The organism is Oceanobacillus picturae (assembly GCF_000612865.1).
In the GTDB taxonomy this organism is placed as follows: domain Bacteria; phylum Bacillota; class Bacilli; order Bacillales; family Amphibacillaceae; genus Oceanobacillus_B; species Oceanobacillus_B jordanicus.
In genome coordinates this window covers 209,339-233,734 of record NZ_CCAX010000003.1, presented here as the reverse complement: position 1 = coordinate 233,734, position 24,396 = coordinate 209,339, and the positions used below count along the sequence as shown (strand labels likewise).

The window sequence follows — 24,396 nt, the reverse complement described above, 5'->3', positions numbered from 1 at the left end:
TTTAAACAAATATACTTAGTAGTAAAATGAAGCCTAGACCCACAACGGAAATCACGGTTTCTAGTAAGGTCCATGTGGAAAAGGTTTCTTTCATGGTTAAACCAAAGAATTCCTTAAACATCCAAAATCCTGCATCATTAACGTGTGAGGCGATTACGCTACCGGCCCCTGTTGCTAAAACCATTAATGCTAAATTGACATCTGTTCCTTCCATTAACGGAATCACGAGTCCTGCTGTTGTTAATGCGGCTACTGTGGCTGAGCCTAGGGAAATTCTTAAGATAGCAGCGATGATCCATGCCAATAGAATTGGTGACATACTACTACCCTCAAATAATTCTGCCACAGAATCGCCAACACCACCATCAATAAGCACTTGTTTAAGGACACCGCCACCACCAATAATGAGTAGCATCATACTAATGGAACGAATGGATTCTTCTGCCGATTTCATGACATCTTTCATTGGAATGCTTCGTGCAATGCCCATTGTGTATATAGCTAGCAATACTGATAAAAGCAATGCAGGCGTTGGTTCCCCAATCAGGTGCACAATTTCAAAAAATAGATTGTCTGAAACGCCCCAGACATCTTGCAGTAAATCAATAATCGTCGCGAACGCCATAAGAATAACTGGGAAGATAGCCGTAAATACGCTGATCCCAAAACCTGGTGTGTCTTCTATTTCAAATTGTTTTACTTCACCTAATGATTTAATATCCCCGGTTTTCTGGAAGGCATCCGGCACAAGTTTTTTTGCAACTATGGTAAATAGCGGACCCGCTATAACCACGGTTGGGAGTGCAATGATTAAACCATAAATTAAGACCATTCCAATATTTGCTCCGTATTGTTGGGCGATAACTGTTGGCCCTGGATGTGGTGGTAAAAATCCATGAGTCACAGATAACGCAGCAATCATCGGAATTCCTAAATAAAGGGTAGAAACTTTTAGCTGTTTTGCAATTTGATAAACGATTGGAACTAGCAATACTAGACCAACCTCGAAAAATAGTGCAATACCAATAATAAAGGAGGCAATTACAACGGCCCATTGGATATTTTTTTCTCCAAATTTATTAATTAATGTAAGCGCGATACGTTGGGCGCCACCCGCGTCAGAAATAAGTTTACCTAAAATGGCACCAAACCCAAAGATTAGAGCAATGTCTCCAAGTGTATTGCCCATCCCGCCTTCAATTGAACCAACAATTTCATGAAGTGGCATCCCTAATGCTAAAGCCACTAGAAACGAGACAACGATTAGGGAAATAAACGTATTTAAATTTAATTTCATAATTAATAGTAATAAGACGACAACCCCTAAAGCTACGATAAAAAGGGGTGTGAGATTTTCCATTACAGACACAGCATTCAGCTCCAATCTAGTTAGTAAGTGTTATTGTTATTTTAATTTTTCTTGATACTTAGCGATTTGCTCGTACTCATCTTCCAAGGATCTAGAGATGCGTATGAAAATAGCCATCAATTCACGATAAGATTCTGCGTGTGCGTTATCTGGCTCATGTTTGTTTGTATAGCCGATTAAGTCTTCTGCCACGTCAAAGGAGTCAATTTTTCCTTCGGCATATAGGCCCAATAGACAGGCACCAAGACAAGATGACTCATGGCTTTTCGGGATGATAACATCCTGATCAAAGATATCTGCCATCATTTGGCGCCATAACTCTGATCTGGCAAATCCGCCTGTTGCTTTTATGGCCGTTACATCGGTATCCATGACCTCTACCAATGCTAGAAAGACAGAGTATAAATTAAAGATGACACCTTCTAATGCTGCACGTACCATATGTTCTTTTTTATGATTTAAGGTTAATCCAATAAAGGAACCGCGAACATTTGCATTCCATAGCGGTGCACGCTCTCCAGCTAAGAATGGATGGAAGAGTAACCCGTTTGCGCCTGGTTCAACACGACTAGCAATCCTCGTTAGAACCTCATAAGGATCGACACCTAAGCGTTTTGCCGTTTCCACTTCACTTGCTGCAAATTCATCACGAATCCAGCGCAACACCATGCCACCATTATTGACTGGACCACCAATAACCCAATGATCTTCAGTTAAGGCATAGCAAAAAATTCTGCCCTTTGCATCTGTTCTTGGCTCAGGGATCACGGTACGAATGGCACCACTTGTCCCAATGGTGACAGCAACTTCCCCTTCCTTGATGGCGTTTACACCAATGTTAGAAAGAACGCCGTCACTAGCACCGATAACAAAGCGCGTATTCGTTTTAATGCCCATCTCACGAGCTAAATCAGGGTCACATCCAGTTATTATCTCTGTTGTGGAAGCAAGACGCGATAATTTGTCTGCAGAAATCCCTGCAATTTCCAAGGCTTCCTTATCCCACTCCAATGACTTAAGATTCATCATCCCGGTTGCTGATGCAATGGAGTGATCTACTACATAGTCGCCAAACAATTGATAGAAGACGTATTCTTTAATGCCAATGTATTTTTTGGCTTTCTGCGCAATTTCCGGCTTATCGTGCTGTATCCATGTAATTTTACTCAATGGCGACATTGGATGAATTGGTGTGCCTGTTCTTAAATAAGCGTCATGCCCATTCAACTCTGATTTGATTTTCTTAGCCCAATGGGCACTACGGTTATCTGCCCATGTAATACAACGGGTCAGAGGCTGATTTTTTTCGTCCATGGCAATCACACTATGCATCGCACTGCTGAACGATATAAACGATAGGTTATCAGGATCAATGCCTGAATGGTTCATAACATTTTTAATAGATAGGCGGACAGCTAAAAATATTTCTTCCGGACTTTGCTCAGCTGTTGAAACATCTGGTGTGCTTAGCTCATAACCATTGTTCTCCTGTGCCACAATTTCGCCCGTCTCACGATACAATACTGCTTTTGTGCTGGTTGTCCCAATATCGACCCCAAGCATATATTTATTTGAATTCAATACTCTCCCTCGCAATCTTCATCATTTCTTCATTACTCCATAACTGTTCTACTTTATTCTGGACATCATTAAAGTTTTTATAAAATGCTTGATTAATCAAATCGGTATCTTTGTTTGCGATCGATTCCATGATTAATTCATGATTGGCAATCACACGCTCAAAGTCTTTATCGTTCTCTTCCAATCGGTAGCGCATGGATAGAAGGATTAAACACTCCATAACGGGTTTAATATTCGACCAAAGCATGGAAATATAACGATGATCAATGGATCGGATGATCGTTTCATGAAACTCTAGGTCGAGAAAAGAAAATTCGTCGATATCCTTATACTTGATCGCAATCTTCATCATTTCAATTAACTTTTCAAGCTCACCGACCAGTTTGCCGTTATCCTTATGCAGCAAGCGCTCAAAAACAAAGGATTCCACCATCAGGCGTATATCATATATTTCTTCAATATCTTTTTCGGAAATTCCAACTACAACAACACCCATTCGTTCAGGTCGAACTAAGTTTTCAGTGGTTAATGTCCTAAGTGCTTCCCTGATGGGTGATCTACTTACTTGAAATTCTTTGGCAAGCTGGTTTTCGGTTAAAACGGTTTCATCTTTAATAGCCTTTGTGATAATCCGCATACGCAACTCTGCCACTACTCTTGCACCCATTGACGCATTTACTAGTCTCTTTTCTGGGTAAAGGGCTTTCATATGAATCAACATCCTTTAAATAGAAGATGAATACTTGTATACAAGTATCCTAACATATGTATTTTTTGTTGTAAACGCTTTTATTAATTTTCCAGACTAGAAACAATCGTGCCAAGCACTTACAATTATATCTAGTGAGAATGGAAGCAAATAGGATTGACATGTAAAAATGATTATGGTATTAAAAACATAGAGGGATTAGCACTCAAGCTAGCCGAGTGCTAATGAACAAAATACGAAGGGGAGTTATGTCACATGGCAAAGATGGAATTTAAAGCAGAATCAAAAAAGCTTTTGGATATGGTAATCAATTCGATTTACTCCAAGCGTGAAGTTTTCTTAAGAGAACTTGTTTCTAATTCAAGCGATGCAATGGATAAAATTTATTATCGCGCTCTTACTGACGATCAGATTTCCTTTGAGCAAGATAATTACTACATAAAACTTGTCCCAAATAAAGATACACGAACATTAAAAGTTATAGATACAGGGATTGGCATGACAAAGGAAGAACTGGAATCCAATTTGGGAACCATTGCTAGAAGTGGATCCTTTAATTTTAAAAATGAAAACGAAATTAAAGATGGGCACGACATTATTGGACAGTTTGGTGTTGGTTTCTATGCTGCCTTTATGGTGGCAGATAGAGTAACGGTCACTACAAAATCTATTGATAGTGATGAAGCGTACCAATGGCAATCTCAAGGCTCTGATGGCTACGAAATTAAACCAGTACAAAAGGACGAGCCAGGTACTGAAATAGTTTTAGAGATTAAAGAAAACACCGACGAAGATAATTATGATGAGTTTCTTGAAGAATACCGTTTGCGCCAAATTGTGAAAAAGTACTCTGATTTCATTCGCTACCCAATTAAAATGGATGTGACAGAAAGCAAACCAAAAGAAGGGTCAGAAGAAGAGTATGAGGAAGTTGTCTCCGAACAAACGATCAACTCTATGGTTCCAATTTGGAAAAAGAACAAGAGCGAGCTTACGGATGAAGACTATGAGAACTTCTATAAGGAAAAACATTACGGCTTTGATACGCCACTGAAACACCTTCATATTAACGTGGATGGAAGCATTCGCTATAATGCAATTCTGTATATACCAGAAAATGCTCCATACAATTATTACACGAGAGAGTATGAAAAAGGGCTAGAGCTTTACTCAAATGGTGTTCTAATTATGGACAAGTGCGCAGATCTACTGCCAGATTACTTTAGTTTTGTAAAAGGAATGGTAGATTCAGAAGACCTATCCTTAAACATTTCCAGAGAGATGTTGCAGCATGATCGTCAATTGAAGCTAATTGAAAAGAACATTAACAAAAAGATTAAAAAGGAATTACAAAACATCCTGCGAGATGACCGTGATAAGTATGAAAGCTTCTTTAAAGCATTCGGACAGCAGCTGAAGTTTGGCGTATATAGTGATTATGGTACAAATAAAGAGGTATTGCAGGATCTACTGTTGTTCCATTCCTCAAAAGAAAAGAAACTAGTAACGTTAGAAGAATATGTATCAAGAATGCCAGAGGATCAGAAGTATATTTACTATGCAATCGGCGACTCTATTGACCGGATTGATAAGCTTCCACAAACGGAAATGGTAGCCGAAAAAGGCTATGAAATTCTATACTTCACAGATGAAATTGACGAATTTGCTATTAAGATGCTTATGAACTATAAGGAAAAAGAATTTAAATCTGTTTCAAGTGGAGACCTTGGAATTGATGAAGAAGAGAACGAAGAAGCGAAAGAGAAAGAGGAAGAAAACAAGGAATTATTTGATGCAATGAAAGAAGTATTGACTGGTAAAGTGAAGAATGTTCGTGCATCAAAGCGATTAAAATCACACCCTGTTTGCTTGACTGCAGAAGGTGATATCTCCATTGAAATGGAAAAAGTTATAAATGCGATGCCAGATAACCAACAGATTCAAGCTGATAAAGTGCTGGAAATCAATGTTGACCATGAGGTGTTCCAATCCTTAAAACAATCGTACGAAAAAGATAAAGACAAATTAAATTTATTTACAAACCTGCTATACAATCAAGCATTACTTATAGAGGGATTACCGATTAATGATCCAGTTGAATTCACACGAGATATTTGTAAAGTGATGGTCTAATAGAAATTGACCGGGTTCCGCACAAAGACTAACAAAGGCGACATCTTCACAAGAAAAGAAGATGTCGCCTTTGTTTTTTACCAAGTAGGGGCTGCTTTTGTAACAACCATTAGGTTATATTCCCTCTTTCATGTGAATGTCTTTTACGATATCTCCAATAGTTACATGTTGAAGTACCTTTTCTAATGCTAACTGGGCGCTTGAGAGGATTGGTACAATCGTCTCCTGAATGTTTCTACCAACCTCGCATTTGGGACTTGGACTAGGGTGCACGTTAAATAGTTCGTTATCCTGTACGACATCAACTGCCTGATATACGTCCAGTAATGTAATCTCTGAGAGCTTTCGAGCTAGTGTTGTGCCAGCAACCCCTGGTCGCACCTCTACTAATCCGGCTTTTTTAAGCATACCTGTTATTTTCCTAATAAGTGCAGGGTTTGTATTCACACTTGCGGCTAAATAATCTGACGAACTAACTCCGTCTTTATTGAATGCTATAAGCGTGAGAATATGGATTCCTACAGAAAACCTGCTGCTAATTGCCATATTGAATCACCTTCCTTGCAACATTATACCAGTATTTAAATGTCTTGTAACGATAATGGTTACAGCACTTTAGTTGACATCTTTACAAGTTGTAATTAATATGATTACAAGTAATCGATATGGTTACAACAACCCTCGGGGGAGATCAGGAGGAGTCACAATGAAATTCTTAGTAACAGGAGCGACCGGAAAACTTGGTAGTAAGATAGTGGAGAAAATACTGGAGACTATTCCCGCAAGTCAGTTAGTGGTAAGTGTACGTAACCCGGAAAAAGCGAAACATTTAAGTGAACGTGGGGTAGAGGTTCGCCATGGTGATTTTGACCTGCCTGAAACGATGGATGCAGCATTTACAGGGATTGATCGCTTGTTAATTATTTCCGCAGACGGGGATAATGAAAAAAGAATTAGACAGCATACGGATGCGATCGCGGCTGCAGAACGGGCGAACGTACAATTTATTGCCTATACAAGTATAGCAAATGCAAGTGAAAGTAAGATGATCCTAGCGCCACCCCATCAAGCAACAGAAGCGGCGATTCTAAAAACCGGGATTCCATATGCCTTTTTACGAAATAACTGGTATTTGGAAAATGAAATTGCTAGTATTCAAGGGGTTCTTGCAGGTGCGCCATGGGTTACTTCTGCTAAAACAGGGAGAACTGGTTGGGCATTGCAGCAGGATTATGCAGAAGCAGCTGCAACTGTTTTAACCGGAGAGGGTCATGAAAATAAAATCTATGAGTTATCGGGCACCCCGTTGACTCAAGAGGCTTTAGTGTCTGCTCTCGAATCGGTTCTTGAGAAGGACATAGCAGTACAACAAGTAGATGACGATACCTATGCAGATACAATGAAGGATGCAGGAGTACCAGAAGCTGTTATTCCCTTCCTGCTTGGAATACAAGAAGGGATACGCGAAGGAGAGTTAGACGTGGTGAGTAGTGATTTTGAAAGCGTGTTGGGACGTCCTGCCACATCAATCAAGGAAGCATTACGAATCATATTAAACCAAATTTCTTAAATGACATGCTGAAGCGAATTTCACTAGCTTCAAAGTATTAAAAAGGCCGGACGAATTGACTTCGTCTGGCCTTTTGCTCTTATAAATACTTATGGATGTGGTTCTTGGTTTGGTTATTTTTTTGAGACAATAATAAAACCAATTGATAAATACTTGAGATAGCGATAACAGACCCTATGATTACATATGCTGCTTGAAAGTCGTTTACTGCATATGCATAGACAATAACGGAGGCAATTAGGGCAATAATAAGATGGAACCCTATCTGAAATTTTCTATACCCTTCTGACTTATTCATGATTCACTTCCCCCTGCTAAATTTTTCCTTCATTCCATTATACCAAGCAGCAAGCCCCTAGAAAAGAATCTCGTTTAGAACACGAACACTCATTCTTTTTGCTCTACTCCCTATATGATACAATTAGGATACCAATTTGATCGGAATCTGATGAAAAGCAGGCGAGATGCTGTGAAAATTACGCTAACTGACAAAAAAATTATAGAACGATGCGGAGCGGTTTCCTTTAAAAAAGGTCACGCGTTTTATAGTGCGACGAAAGTAACGTTGGATACTGTCACAACAACTCATTGTGAAGCTGTTGTTGCAGGCAAGGAAAACTTTTATGTGACGATTGAACAAGCTGAAGGAGAAAAACTGCATACAACTTGTAGCTGTCCTTCTCTTGCTTCTTTTAACAAGGATTGTCAGCACGTCGCAGCGGTATTGCTTGCGTTACGTGAGCGGCATCGTGAGGAGCTTGCCACAGGGTTTATAAACCTGTTTGATAACAAACCCGTTCGCCATAGTGGGGAGCAACGACATTTCGAGAACCGGGAAAACCTTCGTGTATCCTTTACGTTTACACCTATTAGCCTTAACACAGGCGAGACTCTTTTTGGAGTGGCGTTACAATTGGGAAATGAAAATGTGCAAGATGTACGAGAATTTCTAAGACAGGTAAAAGCAGGGGGCTCCTATGTCCTGTCAGATAAGCTTACCTATGATACGGCCCGACATTACTTTTCCACACAAGAAGATACCATTATCCAACAGTTAGTCCGAGCGGTTCAGGATGAGAGGCTATATTTGGAAGGAGAGACTGCCGTGACGGAGCTGGAGACACTTCTCCTCCCAACTTCTTCGTGGAAAAGGCTCTTGCCACAAGTCCTTGGGATTTCTTCGATTACGGTACAAGACGGCGGACGAAGTTATACAGGGATCCGTTTGGCAAAAGGACCATTGCCATTACAGTTTAATTTTTCCGAAACAGATGGGACCCACTATACACTTGCTATTGATGGGTTCGAAGAGTTGACGATTTTACATGCTTACGAGTCTGTTCTAGCATCCGGGAATATCATTGAACTGAACAGGAAGGATTATACCTATTTGATTGAGCTTAAAAAGATGCTCGAAAACGCAGAGACAACCCACCTTCCAATCCCAGAAAATCAAGCAGCCTTTTTCACAGAGAAAGTCGCTCCAAGTCTAAATAAAATTGGCACCGTAAATATGGCTGGTACAGTAACGGACCACTTGCCCAAAACGCCGTTAGTGGCAAAGCTCTATTTAGATCGTGTGAAAAATCGCCTGCTTGCAAGCGTGGAGTTCCAATATGAAAACAATACAATTAATCCATTAGAAGATGAAATAGAACCTCAGGGCATTATCATTCGCGATATGGAAAAGGAAGAGAGGATTCTCGAGTTGATGGAGGAGGGCCAGTTTGCTAAAACAGACGGTGGTTACTTCTTACATAATGAGGAATTGGAATATAACTTTCTCCATCATCTGCTTCCAAAGCTACAGAAGCTTGTTAATGTGTATGCAACCACAGCGGTCAGAACCCGAGTAATGAAAAGCCCGGTTAAACCAAGGATAAGGGTAAAGCCCCATCGTGAGCGGACGAACTGGCTGGAATTTAAGTTTGAAATGAAGGGTTTTCCCGAGCGAGATATCCGGGAGGTGCTAGCAGCACTAGAGGAAAAACGAAAGTATTATCGGCTGCGAGATGGTTCCTTACTCTCATTAGAAACAAGGGAATTTGAAGAAATTAAACGCTTCTTGCACGCAGTTCCTGACCAGCATAACGAGCTAGAGAACGGGTTAGATGTTCCGTTGCTTCAGGGTCTCCAGCTGCTTGATGTGGTAGATGACGATTTATTTACGAAAGAAGACTCTTTTCGGCGGTTTCTTGAACGCATTTCACACCCTGAAGCTAGCTCGTTTTCGATCCCAGAGAGCCTGTTAGACGTGTTAAGAGAGTACCAGAAGGATGGGTACAGGTGGATGAAGACGTTAGCCAGCTATCAATTTGGTGGAGTGCTTGCAGATGAGATGGGATTAGGAAAAACGTTACAGAGTATCGCCTTTCTTTTATCAGAGCTTCCGGAAATTCGTAAAAAGAAGCTCCCCGCTTTGATTGTCTGTCCTTCCTCGCTTACCTATAACTGGCTACATGAGCTAAATAAATTTGCACCAGCTATCAATGCCACCATTATAGATGGAAGTAAGGAAGCGCGGACTAACATGAGGCGACAGGCAATGGAATGTGATGTTGTGATTAGCTCCTATCCATTGTTACGACAAGATATCCATTGGTATGAAAAACAAGCATTTCATACCGTACTGTTTGATGAAGCACAAGCCTTTAAAAATCCGATAACCCAAACAGCACGCGCCGTGAAAAAGATTAAAGCAAATTACCGGTTTGCGTTAACCGGAACACCGATGGAGAACTCACTCGAAGAATTATGGGCTATTTTTCATGTTGTTTTCCCTGAGCTTTTTCAAGGGCTAAAAGAATACAGCAATCTAACGCAAAAACAGGTTTCCAGGAGAATTCGTCCATTTATGCTACGCAGGGTAAAACAAGAGGTCCTTGCTGAACTTCCACAGAAAACAGAGGAAGAGGAATCTGTGGAATTGCTAGAAGAGCAGAAAAAGCTTTATGCTGCCTACCTGGCTAAACTGCGCCATGACACTTTAAAGCACCTGGATAAAGATACGTTAAGGAAAAACAAAATAAAAATACTTGCAGGACTAACGCGTTTACGTCAGATTTGCTGTCATCCTGCATTATTCGTTACAGGTTATAAAGGAAAGTCAGCTAAGCTGGAACAATTAAAGCGCTTGGTTGAGGAATCACGCCTTGCGGGCAGGAGGGTCCTTATCTTCTCGCAGTTTACCCAAATGCTATCCATAATTGGAAAAGAGCTGAGCCAAGAAGGCATCCCATATTTTTATTTGGACGGCCAAACGCCATCAGAGGAACGTGTGGATCGGTGTAATCGATTTAATGAAGGGGAGCGAGATATGTTTCTCATTTCCTTGAAAGCTGGTGGTACAGGTCTTAATCTTACAGGTGCGGATACCGTTATCTTATATGACAGCTGGTGGAATCCTGCTGTTGAACAACAAGCCGCCGATCGTGCACATCGGATTGGGCAGCAAAATGCTGTGCAGGTAATTAAGCTTGTTGCGCGCGGCACTATCGAGGAGAAAATGAATGAGCTTCAAGAACGAAAAAAACAACTGATTGAAGCAGTCATTGACCCGAAAGAAAAGCATGTTGCTTCTCTTACAGATGAGGATATACGGGAGATTTTGCAGGTGTAGAGCAAGAAACATTTAAGATATAGCGTATTCAGTCCTACGGAAAATAGTACACTCCACACCGTACCTGTTACGTAATCTAGTTTACCCACTCCTAGTTGTCAGGAGTGGGGTTTATTTTTTGCATAGATCTCCTATTTCTTCGGTAGTTTATCCTGATAGTCCTTCCTAACTTGGTGTAAATCGTGGAGATTCTGTAGGGCATGCACGCCCATTTGCTTCCCTACATTAATCACAATGCTTTCAATTAATGCAATTGGCGCCACCATGGAATGGAAGTCCCCCGCATCTCCTCTGCTTGTAAACAACACATGATCAGCATGTTCTAACATGGGAGAAACGAGAAGATCGGTCATCAAAATGGTCCGTACTCCTTTTTTCTCGGCATAATCCAATAAAACATTGATTTCCACAGAGGCTTGAACAAACCCAAAAATAAACAGTACATCCCCTTCCTTAATATGAATGACCCCTTCAAATATCTCATGTCCGCTTGGTGCAAGGGTGTATACGTGTGGGTTAAAACGTTTGAGGCGAAAGCTGAGCAATGTAACAAGACTTTGTGCTGAACCAGCACCAAATAAATGTACGTTTTCCGCTTCGGCAATACTATTCACTGCTTGCGTGAAGTCATCATCGGACAAGTGCTTTTTTGTCTCCGCGATATAGCTGGTAGCATGATCAAGCATTACCTGGACATAGGATTGCTCATGCTGCTTCAATGCGGATTCTACTTTGCTTGCAGGTGTGACGGAAGAGTCTTGCAAAAGGGAGTGTTTGAACTCACGTAGGTTTTTAAAACCAATGGCGCTCCAAAAGCGAGATACTGTCGCAGCACTTATATTGCAAGCTTTTGCTAGCTCGGATTCAGTCATATATGGGACGACGTCTATGTTTTTATGTAAGTAGTCTGCTATTTTTTGTTGGCTTTTAGAGAGGTTCCATTTCGAGAAGTCTACCAAATTCCTCATCTCCTTTATAAAATCCATTATACAACAAAAATGAAAGAAAAATTTCATATAATACAAAAAGAAATAAAATTTACATACAGTTAAAACTGGCTTCATATTTACCCCTTATACTGAAAGTACAATACAAGAGGGAGTGAATGAAATGAAGAGTATTAACCAGGAAAGAAAGTTAACGCAGTCGCAAAAAATGATGGTGTTTGTTTTGTCCATGTCACTGTTCGGTTTATCTAAAATGATTACAGAAATTCTTCCTTCCAACGAGGTAGGACCGATTGAATTTTCGATTTCCTATTTTGCATTTATTCCACTTATCTTGGCAGCTCTTTTCCATCCACTGTATGTAGCACTTGGTGCTTCTGTTGGAAATATCGTCTTCGCTGGCCTTTTAATGGGTGACTTCGGTGGCATTGGAGAAATTGAAGGGTTCATCGAATTTACGTTGGCAATTTATGTGGCTGGTCTGCTTGTACGTAACCCATTAAATAAAATGCAGTTAGCAGTTGCAGCACTCGTAGGAGTTGGGATTGATCAGTTACTTAGTACAATCGTCGATATTGGGAAGGTTTGGTTTGGTGTCGAAGGCTTTGATGCAGTTCCTGGCCTACCGGAAAGTATTGTAGTACTAGAAGGTGTGAGCTTCTTAAATGAAATGATAATCACAGGTGTGTTATTCGGACTAATTCCAACATTACTTCTTACGCCTAAACTTTACGGTAAAATTGAACCATTATTAGGCATGAATCCACGAAAGGCTAAAGTACAAGTATCGGTTGGTGCTTATATAACACCAGGACTAATTTTCTCCATAGTTGTCTTGACCTTTGTGGCTATGATCGCAGAGTTTATTGCAGAGATGGATATGAACCTAGCATTCTGGTCTGGAGACTTTATTACACAATTTGCGGACGATCAAAAATGGATAGGGTATAGTGCTTGGGCCATTTTAGCAGTAGGTATTATTTATGTAATCTTTAAGTTTGTGAAAAAGAATAAAAACAACAAAATGGACGTAGACGAGGCAGCTTAATTTATTTATTGAAAGGAGAGAGATTATGATAACGTTCGATCACGTATCATTCCGCTATCCTGGCACAGAGGATTGGATCTTAAAAGATGTATCTGTGACAATCGAAAAACATTCGTTTACCGCGATCATTGGGGGGAATGGTGCAGGGAAGTCCACGTTCTGTAAAGCAATTAATGGCTTAATTCCCTTTTATTACGTAGGTGACTTTGAAGGGAAAGTACAGGTGGACGGGGTTGACACGGCTACAGCTAATGTAGCTTCCCTTTCAAGAAAAGTCTCATATGTCTACCAAGACTTTGAAAACCAGCTTGTAAGACCAAGAGTAATTGATGAGATCATTTTCTCTCCTTTAAATTATGGCTATGAAGATTTTCAGGAGAGGGGAGAGCGTGCACTCGAACTTCTCGATTTAACACACCTAGCAGAAGAATATGTATGGCAGCTAAGCGGTGGACAAAAGCATCTTGTGGCGTTAGCTGGAGCTTTGGCACTGAACCCGGATGTTTTAATTATTGATGAGCCTGTTGCCCAATTAGATCCAGCACACGCTATTGAATTGTATGAAAAACTAAAAGTGTTACATGAAGACCATGATATTACCATTATCGTAATTGAGCATCATACGGAATTTATTGCCTCCTATTGTAATGACGTCATTTTATTAGAGCAGGGGAATGTGAAGTGGAAGAAACCTGTGCGGGAAGCCTTGAACGCTGTTGATGAGCTTACAGAAAAGCAAATCCATCCACCACAGGTAACAATGGCAGCAGCGAGCCAAATGCAGCAGGAGAGAATGCTTCCAGTGACAGTCAAAGAAGGTGCTGAATGGTTTAAGGAATATAAAAATCACCCGCGAAAAATGCCTAAGTTGGTGGTTCAGCCTGGTTCAACGCCGCTTATTGAATTTGATCAAGTGAGTTATGGGTATAAAACATTATCACGCAAGCGTGTTCCGATTATAAAAGACTTGCAAATGCAAATTAGGCAGGGAGAGCGAATTGCCCTCGTAGGTAGTAATGGCGCGGGGAAGTCAACGATCCTTAAGTTGATTTCTGGACTGTTGAAGCCCCTAAGTGGTGAAATATGTTTCCAAGGAAATTCCACAATCAAGACTTCACCAGAGAAACTTGCGGAAAAGATTGCGTACATTTATCAAAAGCCTGAAGAAATGTTTATTGAAGACGAAGTGGTGAAGGACGTGGCATTCTTCCTAAAAGTCAGAGATAATCCTAATCTGGAGCAGGTGACAGAAAAAATTATGCATCAGTTCCACTTAAATGAAATTAAACATAGAGACGGAAGACTGCTAAGTGGAGGACAGCAAAGAAGGGCTTCACTTGCGATCGGGCTGGCGATGCAGCCAGAGTTGGTTTTATTGGATGAGCCAACCGCGAGCTTGGATATTGCCACCAAGCGAGAAATGATCTCCATGCTTCAAAAGCTAGATAGTCAGGTGAAAGCCTCTGTTGTGGCTACCCACGATATGCAGCTTGTTGCCGAGTGGGCAACAAGGGTTGTTGTACTCAATCAAGGACGTATTATTGCAGATGTTTCACCAATGGAATTGTTCTCGAATGAAGCGTTATTAAAAAAAGCCTCCTTAGTCGAACCGCAAATTGTTTCCCTTTGTCATCAGTTGCAAATCCATCCAATTGAGTTATCCATAGAAGGGTTCTTAAACAGAATTTATTTGGAGGAGGCAGCCAGTGAGCGTTTTTCAGAAGTTTTTTAGTAAGTTGACAGTTGAAAATATAAAAATTGAGCTAATGCGGACGGCATACGGTAATGAACAAACGCCACTAGCTAGACTTGATCCTAGGATGTTGATTCTGTGGGTGCTGGTCTATTCTATTATCCCGTGGCTTACCCATAATATGACCATTCTTATTGGTTTAACACTTTTCACAGCAGTATTGGCATACTTGTCTAGGGTTAGTCCGCTGCTTATTATCCTACTTATTATAGGGGTTATTTCACAGTTTACGTACCTCGTATTTGCGGCCATGTTTTTAGGAAACAGCTATGCCGCACTGATTGCGGTAATACCAGTAGCACTTAAGGTTTCCTGTGTTTCGCTTGCTACAATGGCAGTCTTCACAAGTATGGACCCAGAAAAATTCAGTGATGCCCTATTGAAAATGGGGGTCCCAGGTAAATTCAGCTTTGGGGTCTCCTATGGCTATCGCATGCTACCAATACTGATCGAAGAATATCAAAGTATCATACACTCCTTTCGATTACGAGGAAAGCAACCAGAAAAGCCGGGCTTCTTGTATGTAAGGTATATATATTATTACGCAAAAATGTGTGTGGTGGCATTTTATCCTATGATGCTAAACACGGCAAAGCGTACGCGGACTACAGTTGAAGCACTGGAAGTAAGAGGATTCAGCTATACCTTGGAAAACAATGTAGCAAAGGATTTAAAGCTTGGTTATTTAAAAATGAAAAAGTATGATGTGCAGTTTTTAGCAATCACATTATTGGTGACAGCTTCAGTTTACACAACGGGCATCCTTATGCCTCTATAGGAAGGATTGGTTTAATTGAAAATTGATTTTCATACACATGTAAAGTTAGCAAAACGAGTAGATTTTGATATTAAATTTTTTAACGAGGTTATCTTAAATGCACAGGAATCAGGCTTGAACGCGTTAGCGATGACAGAGCATTTTAACACGAAAAATTTCTATGAAATTTATGAGCAACTTGATCAGCATTATCCTTATGTCGATGACTATTACAATGTAAATGGCTTTAAAGTATTTACAGGAATGGAGATTGACGTAAAGGAGGTTGGCCATATCCTTTGTATCGGACATAAAACCAAACTGCTAACGATTAGAAGATTGCTTGACGGACATACAGATAAAGATAACTTTGTTCTATTTGATGAGCTACTACAGTTAGGTGAACTGCATAACTTATTGCTTATTGGCGGCCATCCATTGAGGCCTTCCACACCATTACATCATCATGACCCTTCATTACTGAGAAGGCTTGACGCCTTTGATTTAAATGGAAAAGACATGCATGAGCATGGTATTGACCGGATGAGAAAAGATGTTAAAGCATTTGCTGAAATCATTGGACTACCTGTTGTATATGGTAGTGACTCCCATCATCCGATCCACATCGGCGCTGTGCAAAATACGTTTGAAGGTGAATTTAATACGGTAGCAGAATTGAAAAAAGCTATTGCACAAAGAAACTATACGAGCTACATATCTCCGGTTTTGCACACGAAGATAAATGCAGCTAAGATTGTAAAGAAAAAAATGAAGGAAGCATTAATGATCTAACGCATTACATCAATGGAAATTTTTTAAACGAAACGCTTTCCACTTTTTTCTACTCGCTTTATACTTAATGAAAGAAAATTAACTGGTTAAAGTGAAACTTCAAGCAGTGGGGTTTTCATTCTTCCCCCACTGATTGTTAGTTGAACGAATCGGGGTGTTAGCGTCCGTTTACTCCCACTAAAAACTAACGGCTTCACTTCATGTTTTGAAGTGGGAGTCTTACGGACGGTTGCACCGGGATAAAAAGACCTTTCACTTTAATAGTGTGAAGCGTCTTTTTATCTTTTTACTTAATTATAGATAAAGGAAGAGCAGTGTTTTTCGAGGAGGGATTGAAATGGGTGGAAAGGTAGCCGTCGGAATGGTATTATTTGCAGCAATGCTCTGGGGGACAACAGGAACGGTGCAAACCCTTGTCCCAGAGGGCACCAATCCTATAGCTGTTGGAACTGCCCGTTTAGCTGTGGGAGGTATTGCACTTACTATTATCGTGTTACTAATGGGGAAATTAGAACTTAAAAGCTGGCCAATTAAGCCAACTATTTTAGCTGCGATCAGCATGGCTGCCTATCAGCCGCTCTTCTTTACTGCAGTCACCATGACAGGTGTGGCAATTGGGACAGTAATCGCGATTGGTAGTGCCCCCATTTTATCTGGGTTACTGGAATGGGTGATCTGGAAAAGGCGTCCTGTAAAGGTCTGGTGGATGTCTACATTTTTAGCTATTCTCGGTTGCCTGATGCTTTTTTTAAACCAATCATCTGTTTATGTAGACCCTCTTGGTATTTTATTAGCACTTGGTGCAGGGCTATCCTTTGCAATTTACACGATTGTTAGTAAGGATTTAGTAAGGGATTTTTCCTCTATCTCTGTAGTTGCCGTGGTATTTACCCTAAGTGCTATTTTGCTTTCACCTTTATTGTTTATCTATGATATGACATGGGTTACAGAGCTAAGTGGAGCAGCTGCTAGCCTCCACCTCGGATTAATTGCCACTGCCTTGGCCTATTTTCTATTTGCAAAAGGACTCGCGCATATCCCATCTTCTACTGCTGTCACATTGTCGCTTGCAGAGCCCTTAACGGCAGCATTTTTAGGAGTTTTCTTTGTTGGGGAAGAATTAAGCTTCATTTCCTGGATCGGTGTTAGCATGCTTCTATTAGGAATAGGCTTTCTTATTAAAGGGACAGAAAAAGAGGTACCTCGGCGAAGGGAAGTTAACGGGTTCGAAAAGAGTGAAATCACTCGATAGTGAATCGAGAGCGAGGCAAAGTGAATCGTGGGGGCAGAAAGTGAATCGAGAACGAGTCAAAGTGAATCAAGAGCGCGAGAAAGTGAATCGAACCACCCCAAAGTGAATCATCAATGAAAAAGCCGTGCGATTACCCAAATTATGATAGTGAATTCGCGTAATGCCGACTTTAATTCCCTTAAAAAAGTGTCCTAGTTCTAGTGTACGTTGTTCCCTTGTTGGGGAACGGTGGCATAGCTGTTAAGCATTTGTTGCATGTCTTGTTCCATTAGCTGTGGGACCTGGTAGTAGCCATGTTTGTTCTGGTACAGGAAAATTTCGTAACTGAGCTCAATAAAATTCGGAACGCTATCGGCGACAACACGACGTAACACAGGATTCGTAATTTCAGCAGCAGTCATGGCAAGCAGGGACGTTAATGATTTTGTGTTCCCGAGCATGTATGCAGAAAGACCCTGATCGGAAAGCTGGCTGACAGAGCTGTTCGGTTTCTTTGGTTGCCCTGGCTTCAATCCGTAAACAACTTCATTCTCCTGCTGCATATGATATTGCTGCGTTGGGACTGAGGGATCTTGCCCTGTTTTAAAGCACTCCACCATTGTGTTATACATTTGTGTAACAAAAGTGTATTGTCGGTGGGCAATGTTCTTCAGTTCTGGATCTTGTATATGTTGATCATACATTTGATATTGGTCAAGCATGCTAATGACCTCTGCAAGTACTTCATGGGCGTCAAATATTTCATGGCCACCGTGGTTTTTAGACATCGCTTGATTCATGGCAACATTTGGATTGGATTGTTGGTTCTGGTTCTGCATCATGATGATTCCTCCCATTTAGCTCTTATTTATCCCGGTGCAACCGGCCGTAAGACTCCCGCTATTTGAAGTCTCACTTTATCTTCTCCCTGTAAGCCATCTTCATGTATGGATAATCCTACTAGAAAAGATTAAATGACCTCTCCCCATTAGCGTGTATCAGGATAAATAAAAAGCGGCCCCTTCTAAAGGGACCGCTACTCGTTACTTATTCGTTTTGTTTTGAATTCTGGCTTCTTCTGGGCTTGAAAACTTTGTTGTATCTGTTTTATGCATGGCTGTCTCGCTTCCGGATTTCGCGCGACTTGTTGTTTTTGCATGTTTATTCTGGTGGTCTTTAGTCAACTGTAACACCTCCTAGAGGGAAAAAAGGTTTAGAACAAAATTCCGCATTATTGGTGACATCTAATTTTGTTTGTCATAGTTTGCTGATTCCATGTTAGGTGGTGCGGGCTTTGTTGGATCTGGACTGTTATGAATATATGCAGGCGCCTGTTGTAATTGAGGGATTTGCCCCATTGCTTCGGGATTTGCAACGTATTCAAAGTTGCTTTGCTTATCCATGCTTTCGCCACTGGCCCAACGACCTTGTGCACTTTCTTCCCCTTGGGAAAAGTTCATAAAGGAATAGGAAACCTCTTGCTTTTCCAAGTTCTGTGGGAAGGTACTTGGTACAATCGCTTTTTGTGCTTGTTCCAGTTCTTCAATAGCAGCCATCCACTGGTTTTGGTGCATGGTATCTCTTGCGATAAGGAAAGATAGCATGTCTCTTACACCAGGATCTGTAGTTGATTCATACAGACGGACAACCTGTAGACGTCCTTGAGATTCAGCGTTTAAATTGGCCCGGAAATCAGCCAATAAATTCCCGCTTGCTATTGTGTAACGTGCATTCCATGGATACCCAACACTGTCTGTCGGCGTTGCGCCAAGTCCAGATACGATGACATGCTGTGGGTTCATCCCCCCAAGTACTGCTTCAACTGCCGGGTTTTTAGCAGCTTCTTCCTGGTCTCTAGCAGGCGCGCCGTCCAGTAACTGTGCGATCATGGTTGAAATCATTTCTACATGGGCAATTTCTTCTGTGCCGATATCGAGAATCATGTCTTTATACTTTTGATCTGCTCGGCAATTCCATCCTTGGAAAAGATATTGCATCATAACGGTAATTTCACCAAATTGGCCACCAAGAATCTCTTGTAGCTTTTTAGCATAGACCGGGTCTGGCTGAGTAGGTTTAGCGTTGTACTGCAGTTCTTTTATATGCTTAAACAATTGCATTCCTCCGTTTTAATTGAATGTCTTTATTTATCGTAATTATCCTGGGGATCAAGCTCTTCAGATGCCTCTGTACCTAAGTTCATCCTCCCTGTTGCATTGGGGGTGGAAGAGTTGTTCTCCATCTGCCTGCTCAGATATTTATGGAAGAAAGCTTCAAATGCAGCGACACCGATGGAAGAAATAAGAGCAGGCACCATCCATTCGCCTGTTGGTTCTAACCCTTCGCTCATCATATATATAAGAGCAAAAGCTAGGACTAAGTCAGAGATAGAAGCTACTGTATTATTAGTTCGGGGAAGGATGAATAGGTCTCCAATCAAGTAGGATAGAACGCCCAAGGTTATTGTGATAAATACAACGTCGCCAAATGGCATCTCGTAGACAAGACCTAACACAACAAATAGTAAAACAAGTGTGGCGATTGCTTTAATTGCAATGGATTTTATGTGATTCATATAGACCCTCCTTTTTTTGTAGCATTTGTAAAAAAGGTAAAAGCTATGCGTTATTGTAAAAGTATCAAGGGAAATGAGGGCCACCACTCTGTGAGGACCCTCGTATATCGGTTTACTTATGGCCGTCGTTTAATCTTCTGGCTTCTTCTGGACTAGACATTTTAGTTGAGCCGGGATAACGTAGACCGGTATCACGATCGGACTCCACACGCCCACTAGCCTTTAACTTCTTTTCTTGACGATCTTTCCCCATAAATAGCACCTCCCCCACTTAAGTTGGATGTTTTCGCCTAGATTATTCGTAGAGTGAAATGAAGTTTTTGAAATGACAAGCACTGTCCATAGTGGGATAATACTATAAGGAGACAGCATATAAGAAAAAAAGAAAGAGATGATTAGAATATGAAGAAATTACTTTTAGCCGGGGCGCTAATGTTACTATTAGCAGCCTGCGGAAACGAGAATGACGAGGGTGCAAAGGAAGCAGATAATAGCATGAATGATACAGACACTACAGCTGAGGATACGGATGAGAATGCTGAGAATGAGAGCAATGTGGAAGAAGAAACAAACATGGATGAAGAGAGTGATACAACAGCAACGGAAGAAGAAAATTCAGAAGAAGCTGATTCTGATATGAAAACAATCTATCGTAACAAGCTAGTCGATTTAGAAGAAGAATTGGCGGCTGAGGAACAGGAAATAGGCTCTACACAGCGCGAATTAACTGAATTTGCCGGGAAAAGCTTTAATATGTGGGATGATGCATTAAACGAAGTCTATGCTGAATTGGAGAAGCAGCTTCCGGAGAAAGAAATGGAAAACTTGAGAAAAGAGCAGCGGGAATGGATCAATATCAGAGATGCAAAAGCAGAAGAAGAGGCAGCCAAATATGAAGGTGGCTCCATGGAAACCATGCAATATATAAGTACACAAGCACAGCTAACAAAAGAAAGGTCTTATGAATTAATTACGAAATATATGGACTGATACCGTAACCTACTAGCAGTAAAAGGAAAGGAATGAGACAATGCAACAATTAGTTTGGGAACAAGCATGGGATAAGACTATTTCACTTGGGGATAGAAAACAGATCGAAATAACATTTGAACAGGCTAACGAAGAAGCTACCCGTATAAAATATATTCCTTTTTGGCAAGCGCGTAACTATCGTGGGGAGCTGCTTATTACAGTAATTGTCCAAAATTTTAGTGATAAAGCTATGCCCTTCACTCAGCTGCCATTAAGGTACATGGAAGAAGGGGAGCTTGTTGCTAGTCATACTTTTTCCTTTCCTAACCTGGAGTTAGCGGCGAGAAGCAGTATGCCATGGACATTTATTTTTCCAGAAGACACCATTGAGCGAGAACCTAACCTGGTTGAAGGAAAGTTAGAGGATACACATGCTTAGCCCATGGTTATGGTGCATATCATAAGAAATTGGGGTATAGAGTAGATAAAACAAACTTTTAGAGGAGAGGGTTCGTAATGTCCAAGCGTAAAATGGTAGTCAATCTTGATCTAGATGAAAAATACATCGATGAAATCAAAGAAGTAGCTCCCGACTGGGAAATTGCTTCAGGCAAAGATACAGATGAACTGCAAGAAGATTTAAAAGGTGCAGAGGTCATCCTAAACTGGAAAAAAGCAATCGAGCAAACAGTTTTGGAGCAAAACAACCAATTAAAATGGATTCAGACTTGGAGTGCTGGTGTTAATAACTTGCCACTTGAACAACTAAGTAAGCGTAACGTATCCATCACGAGTGCTAACGGTGTGCACGCCTATCCAATTTCCGAAACGATTTTTGCTTTAATGCTTGGACTTACCCGCAAAATTCATACATATGTCCGCCAGCAACAGCAAAAGCAATGGGAGCATGCAGATCTAAAACTCGAAATTCATGAGAAAACAATTGGAGTGCTCGGTGTTGGAGCGATTGGTTTGGAGACAGCTAAAATAGCCAAGGCTTTTGGTATGAAAGTACTCGGTGTGCGACATTCAGGAAAAAGCACAGATTATGTGGATGAGATGTATACACCTGACCAGTTATCTGATGTGCTTCCACAATGTGATGTTGTCGTAATCACACTGCCACTTACAGATGAAACAACAAACCTATTTAGGAAAGAACAATTCGACCAAATGAAAAATAGCTCGACCCTGATCAATATTGGCAGGGGGCCGATTGTAAAAGAAGATGAGTTAGTTGAGGCCCTCCAATCTGGCAAAATTGCTGGAGCTGGACTTGATGTGTTCGCAACAGAACCATTACCGGAAGATAGCCCACTATGGGACATGGAAAATGTGATTGTCACACCACATACTGCTGGGTCAACAGAGCATTATACGGAGCGTGTTGTGCGGGATGTCTTCATTCCAAATCTTAAGAATTACCTTGAGAGGGAAAAACCTTCTAAGAACCTAGTTGATTATGATAAGGGATATTAATAACGTTAATGGCATACCAAACGTCGTATGCCATTTTGTTATGATAACAATATTAATGTCATCTCATCTCAACAAACAACAAAATGAGTGTTGCGATCGGGCCTAATATAAGAGAAAGTAAAAACCAGTTTAATCCTGTTCTATTCTTGCCTTGTGCGAGCCCGGCGTTTATTAACGCTAGAGTACCCCATCCTACAAAGTATTGATCCATTGACCTCTCCCCCCAAAAAATATGGTAAGCACGAAGCAGACACTATCTTATTGAGGCTAACAAGTAGCTATAAACCGCCGTAGTTGCGAAGCACCCAATTGGTAAAGATCATTCCCCCAATTGTATTCACTACTGCTAACACCATAATTATCTTTCCTTGCTTGCCTACCTTATAATCTCTTTTTAGAACTAAGCCGAGAAAGAAGGAAAAAGGGCCAAACGCAATAGGACTAAATAAATAAGGCATAAACACCGCTATCCAACTAATTGTTAACAACAATATTTTACTATCCTTTTTCTTGCTCTCTTCTTGCACGTAAACACTCCCTTCAAGTAAAGTTTTTCTTCTTAGAAAACGAAGAAGATACTTCCCTTATTTGGCAAGGATCACACTCATTCTTTACTCTCTTACGTTCATGCTAACATGGGCTTACCTCTTAATAAAGTTCGTTATCTATATGAATCGTGTGTTGGAGAGAATAAGTCTTCCTCTGCGTCTCTGACTACTGAAAAATGTTCAACGTTATAATGACCATGAAGGGTTTCGTTATGATGTTTTATGATTTGGTCTGCGCTTAAAGTAACACTGTCCGCGGTCGAATGTCCGTCACCTACTAATGTGACATCAAAACCACTGATAGTTGCTGTTCTAACTGCACTATCTATACAGTGTTGGGTTGCACATCCCATGATAACGATATGATTGATTTCTTGAGATGTTAGATGATTTAAAAGCCCAGTACCATGGAAGGAGTTCGTAGCAGCTTTATCAAAAAACATTGCTTTAGTGGGTAAATGAATTTCTTTATGAACCTGAAAACCTTCTCCTTTGCTTCCAGCTACGTCTAGATCCCTAACAAAAACAACAGGGACACTTAATTTAATCGCTTTTTCAATAACTAGATTGATATTCCTAATAAATTGCGCTTTATTATAAACAGCACTTTCTTCACGGTTTCCTTCGATTAATTCTTGCTGTGCATCAATGATTAATAATACTTGGTTCAGATGATTTTCCCCCTTTAAATTATTGGAAAAGCTAGCTAAATGTAACTAGGCGCTTTCCCCTTAAAATACGTTACGTCAATGCTTTTTTTGGTGTATGTGATAATTATCGTTCCTATAAGAGATTTATATAGAAAACTTCAAGAAGCGTGTTACTTGGGTGGTTAGTTGATATCCACGTGTAGTAACGGATTTTCTTCACTGTACCTAGAATAGGTCCATCCTTCATTTGATACATTTGTACAATTTTCATCGGTACATGTGAAAATATAGGACTGTTTCTCAGTTTGAACAGAAACTTCATAATGAAATATCGAAGAGGGATCGGAGACATTGAATCGACTTACACCCTGTTTAATCGCGTAAACCGTTTCCTTAGAAGCAATCTCCTGGTATTGCTCATTTTCTAATACCATCTTTGTCATTTCTCCTAATATCTGTTGGTCATCTATATTGGGAGTGTAGGTGCTTTTAATATAACTCGTAATTCCCAAATGAAGATTTAAGACAACGCTAACAGAAAACAGGATAGTTAAAATAATGAGCAGTCGTTTCTTGTTCATTTACATACCTCACTTTTAATAAATAAAATCTATCAAACATTTGAAATAAATTATCTAACAATGTGAAGCATGTTTGGTTTTT

Annotated in this window: 26 protein-coding genes; 11 read left to right on the top strand and 15 right to left on the bottom strand. The window is 40.5% G+C overall.

Going from position 1 to position 24,396, the window contains the following annotated elements:
- Window position 1: 1 nt before the first annotated feature.
- Genes BN988_RS15595 through BN988_RS15585 form a run of 3 tightly spaced genes read right to left on the bottom strand, consistent with a single transcriptional unit; the run spans window position 2 to window position 3,671 of the window.
- Window positions 2-1,360 carry a gluconate:H+ symporter gene (locus BN988_RS15595; RefSeq protein ID WP_036578291.1) on the bottom strand — a complete coding sequence of 453 codons (1,359 nt, stop codon included), beginning with the start codon at window positions 1,358-1,360 and terminating at the stop codon, window positions 2-4.
- A gap of 45 nt (window positions 1,361-1,405) precedes the next feature.
- Window positions 1,406-2,932 carry a gluconokinase gene (gene gntK, locus BN988_RS15590; RefSeq protein WP_036578289.1) on the bottom strand — a complete coding sequence of 509 codons (1,527 nt, stop codon included), beginning with the start codon at window positions 2,930-2,932 and terminating at the stop codon, window positions 1,406-1,408.
- Window positions 2,933-2,936: 4 nt separating this feature from the next.
- Window positions 2,937-3,671 carry a GntR family transcriptional regulator gene (locus BN988_RS15585; protein WP_036577894.1) on the bottom strand — a complete coding sequence of 245 codons (735 nt, stop codon included), beginning with the start codon at window positions 3,669-3,671 and terminating at the stop codon, window positions 2,937-2,939.
- A gap of 243 nt (window positions 3,672-3,914) precedes the next feature.
- On the opposite strand from BN988_RS15585, the gene htpG reads away from it, so the two are divergent.
- Entirely contained in the window at window positions 3,915-5,792 is a 1,878-nt protein-coding gene (gene htpG / locus BN988_RS15580) for a molecular chaperone HtpG (RefSeq protein WP_036577893.1), read from the top strand.
- A gap of 114 nt (window positions 5,793-5,906) precedes the next feature.
- On the opposite strand, the gene BN988_RS15575 is transcribed toward htpG, so the two are convergent.
- Window positions 5,907-6,338 (bottom strand): Rrf2 family transcriptional regulator, encoded by a 432-nt coding sequence (locus BN988_RS15575; protein ID WP_036577891.1) that lies wholly within the window; start codon window positions 6,336-6,338, stop codon window positions 5,907-5,909.
- Window positions 6,339-6,498: 160 nt separating this feature from the next.
- Here BN988_RS15575 and BN988_RS15570 point away from each other — a divergent pair, with 160 nt between their 5' ends.
- Entirely contained in the window at window positions 6,499-7,362 is an 864-nt protein-coding gene (locus BN988_RS15570) for an SDR family oxidoreductase (protein WP_036577890.1), read from the top strand.
- A 79-nt stretch (window positions 7,363-7,441) separates the two neighbouring features.
- On the opposite strand, the gene BN988_RS15565 is transcribed toward BN988_RS15570, so the two are convergent.
- Window positions 7,442-7,660, bottom strand: a complete 219-nt coding sequence (locus BN988_RS15565; RefSeq protein ID WP_036577889.1) for a hypothetical protein — start codon at window positions 7,658-7,660, stop codon at window positions 7,442-7,444.
- A 171-nt stretch (window positions 7,661-7,831) separates the two neighbouring features.
- Between BN988_RS15565 and BN988_RS15560 the strand changes: the two genes are divergently transcribed.
- On the top strand, window positions 7,832-10,981 hold the full coding sequence (locus tag BN988_RS15560; RefSeq protein ID WP_036577888.1) for a DEAD/DEAH box helicase: 3,150 nt from the start codon (window positions 7,832-7,834) through the stop codon (window positions 10,979-10,981).
- Between the two features lie 131 nt (window positions 10,982-11,112).
- On the opposite strand, the gene BN988_RS15555 is transcribed toward BN988_RS15560, so the two are convergent.
- Window positions 11,113-11,940, bottom strand: a complete 828-nt coding sequence (locus BN988_RS15555) for a MurR/RpiR family transcriptional regulator (RefSeq protein WP_051558039.1) — start codon at window positions 11,938-11,940, stop codon at window positions 11,113-11,115.
- Between the two features lie 151 nt (window positions 11,941-12,091).
- On the opposite strand from BN988_RS15555, the gene BN988_RS15550 reads away from it, so the two are divergent.
- The 5 genes from BN988_RS15550 to BN988_RS15530 all read left to right on the top strand — a co-directional run bounded on the left by BN988_RS15550 (window position 12,092) and on the right by BN988_RS15530 (window position 17,530).
- Window positions 12,092-12,976 carry a hypothetical protein gene (locus BN988_RS15550; RefSeq protein ID WP_036577887.1) on the top strand — a complete coding sequence of 295 codons (885 nt, stop codon included), beginning with the start codon at window positions 12,092-12,094 and terminating at the stop codon, window positions 12,974-12,976.
- A 7-nt stretch (window positions 12,977-12,983) separates the two neighbouring features.
- On the top strand, window positions 12,984-14,708 hold the full coding sequence (locus BN988_RS15545; protein ID WP_261796590.1) for an ABC transporter ATP-binding protein: 1,725 nt from the start codon (window positions 12,984-12,986) through the stop codon (window positions 14,706-14,708).
- Window positions 14,683-15,507 (top strand): energy-coupling factor transporter transmembrane component T family protein, encoded by an 825-nt coding sequence (locus BN988_RS15540; RefSeq protein ID WP_036577884.1) that lies wholly within the window; start codon window positions 14,683-14,685, stop codon window positions 15,505-15,507. Before BN988_RS15545 ends, BN988_RS15540 begins: the two co-directional genes overlap by 26 nt.
- Window positions 15,508-15,522: 15 nt before the next feature.
- Window positions 15,523-16,278: a PHP-associated domain-containing protein gene (locus BN988_RS15535; RefSeq protein ID WP_036577883.1), complete on the top strand. Its 756-nt coding sequence runs from the start codon at window positions 15,523-15,525 to the stop codon at window positions 16,276-16,278.
- A gap of 337 nt (window positions 16,279-16,615) precedes the next feature.
- Complete coding sequence (locus BN988_RS15530) at window positions 16,616-17,530, top strand: EamA family transporter (protein ID WP_036577881.1); 915 nt, start codon at window positions 16,616-16,618, stop codon at window positions 17,528-17,530.
- Window positions 17,531-17,727: 197 nt separating this feature from the next.
- Here the strand turns inward: BN988_RS15530 and BN988_RS15525 are convergent, their stop codons facing one another.
- The 5 genes from BN988_RS15525 to BN988_RS18740 form a co-directional block, all read right to left on the bottom strand.
- A complete protein-coding gene (locus BN988_RS15525; RefSeq protein ID WP_390620614.1) occupies window positions 17,728-18,351 on the bottom strand; it encodes a spore coat protein in 624 nt (207 codons plus the stop codon).
- Between the two features lie 201 nt (window positions 18,352-18,552).
- Window positions 18,553-18,693 carry a hypothetical protein gene (locus BN988_RS18965; RefSeq protein ID WP_155988315.1) on the bottom strand — a complete coding sequence of 47 codons (141 nt, stop codon included), beginning with the start codon at window positions 18,691-18,693 and terminating at the stop codon, window positions 18,553-18,555.
- Window positions 18,694-18,753: 60 nt separating this feature from the next.
- On the bottom strand, window positions 18,754-19,623 hold the full coding sequence (locus tag BN988_RS15520; protein WP_036577879.1) for a manganese catalase family protein: 870 nt from the start codon (window positions 19,621-19,623) through the stop codon (window positions 18,754-18,756).
- A gap of 29 nt (window positions 19,624-19,652) precedes the next feature.
- Complete coding sequence (locus BN988_RS15515) at window positions 19,653-20,084, bottom strand: YndM family protein (protein WP_036577877.1); 432 nt, start codon at window positions 20,082-20,084, stop codon at window positions 19,653-19,655.
- Window positions 20,085-20,196: 112 nt separating this feature from the next.
- Complete coding sequence (locus BN988_RS18740) at window positions 20,197-20,337, bottom strand: YpzI family protein (RefSeq protein WP_081779480.1); 141 nt, start codon at window positions 20,335-20,337, stop codon at window positions 20,197-20,199.
- Between the two features lie 149 nt (window positions 20,338-20,486).
- Here BN988_RS18740 and BN988_RS18445 point away from each other — a divergent pair, with 149 nt between their 5' ends.
- The 3 genes from BN988_RS18445 (at window position 20,487) to BN988_RS15500 (ending at window position 22,535) form a co-directional block, all read left to right on the top strand.
- Window positions 20,487-21,074 (top strand): lysozyme inhibitor LprI family protein, encoded by a 588-nt coding sequence (locus tag BN988_RS18445; protein WP_051558036.1) that lies wholly within the window; start codon window positions 20,487-20,489, stop codon window positions 21,072-21,074.
- A 40-nt stretch (window positions 21,075-21,114) separates the two neighbouring features.
- A complete protein-coding gene (locus BN988_RS15505; protein WP_051558034.1) occupies window positions 21,115-21,495 on the top strand; it encodes an SLAP domain-containing protein in 381 nt (126 codons plus the stop codon).
- A 77-nt stretch (window positions 21,496-21,572) separates the two neighbouring features.
- Window positions 21,573-22,535 (top strand): D-2-hydroxyacid dehydrogenase, encoded by a 963-nt coding sequence (locus BN988_RS15500; RefSeq protein ID WP_036577876.1) that lies wholly within the window; start codon window positions 21,573-21,575, stop codon window positions 22,533-22,535.
- Between the two features lie 58 nt (window positions 22,536-22,593).
- Here the strand turns inward: BN988_RS15500 and BN988_RS19110 are convergent, their stop codons facing one another.
- The 4 genes from BN988_RS19110 to BN988_RS15490 all read right to left on the bottom strand — a co-directional run bounded on the left by BN988_RS19110 (window position 22,594) and on the right by BN988_RS15490 (window position 24,314).
- On the bottom strand, window positions 22,594-22,746 hold the full coding sequence (locus BN988_RS19110) for a hypothetical protein (RefSeq protein ID WP_187120258.1): 153 nt from the start codon (window positions 22,744-22,746) through the stop codon (window positions 22,594-22,596).
- 67 nt (window positions 22,747-22,813) lie between these two features.
- Window positions 22,814-23,062, bottom strand: coding sequence for a hypothetical protein (locus BN988_RS15495; protein WP_036577875.1), 249 nt, complete (start codon window positions 23,060-23,062; stop codon window positions 22,814-22,816).
- 134 nt (window positions 23,063-23,196) lie between these two features.
- Window positions 23,197-23,754: an isochorismatase family protein gene (locus BN988_RS18735; RefSeq protein WP_081779479.1), complete on the bottom strand. Its 558-nt coding sequence runs from the start codon at window positions 23,752-23,754 to the stop codon at window positions 23,197-23,199.
- A 161-nt stretch (window positions 23,755-23,915) separates the two neighbouring features.
- A complete protein-coding gene (locus BN988_RS15490) occupies window positions 23,916-24,314 on the bottom strand; it encodes a hypothetical protein (RefSeq protein WP_036577873.1) in 399 nt (132 codons plus the stop codon).
- Between the last annotated feature and the right edge of the window lie 82 nt (window positions 24,315-24,396).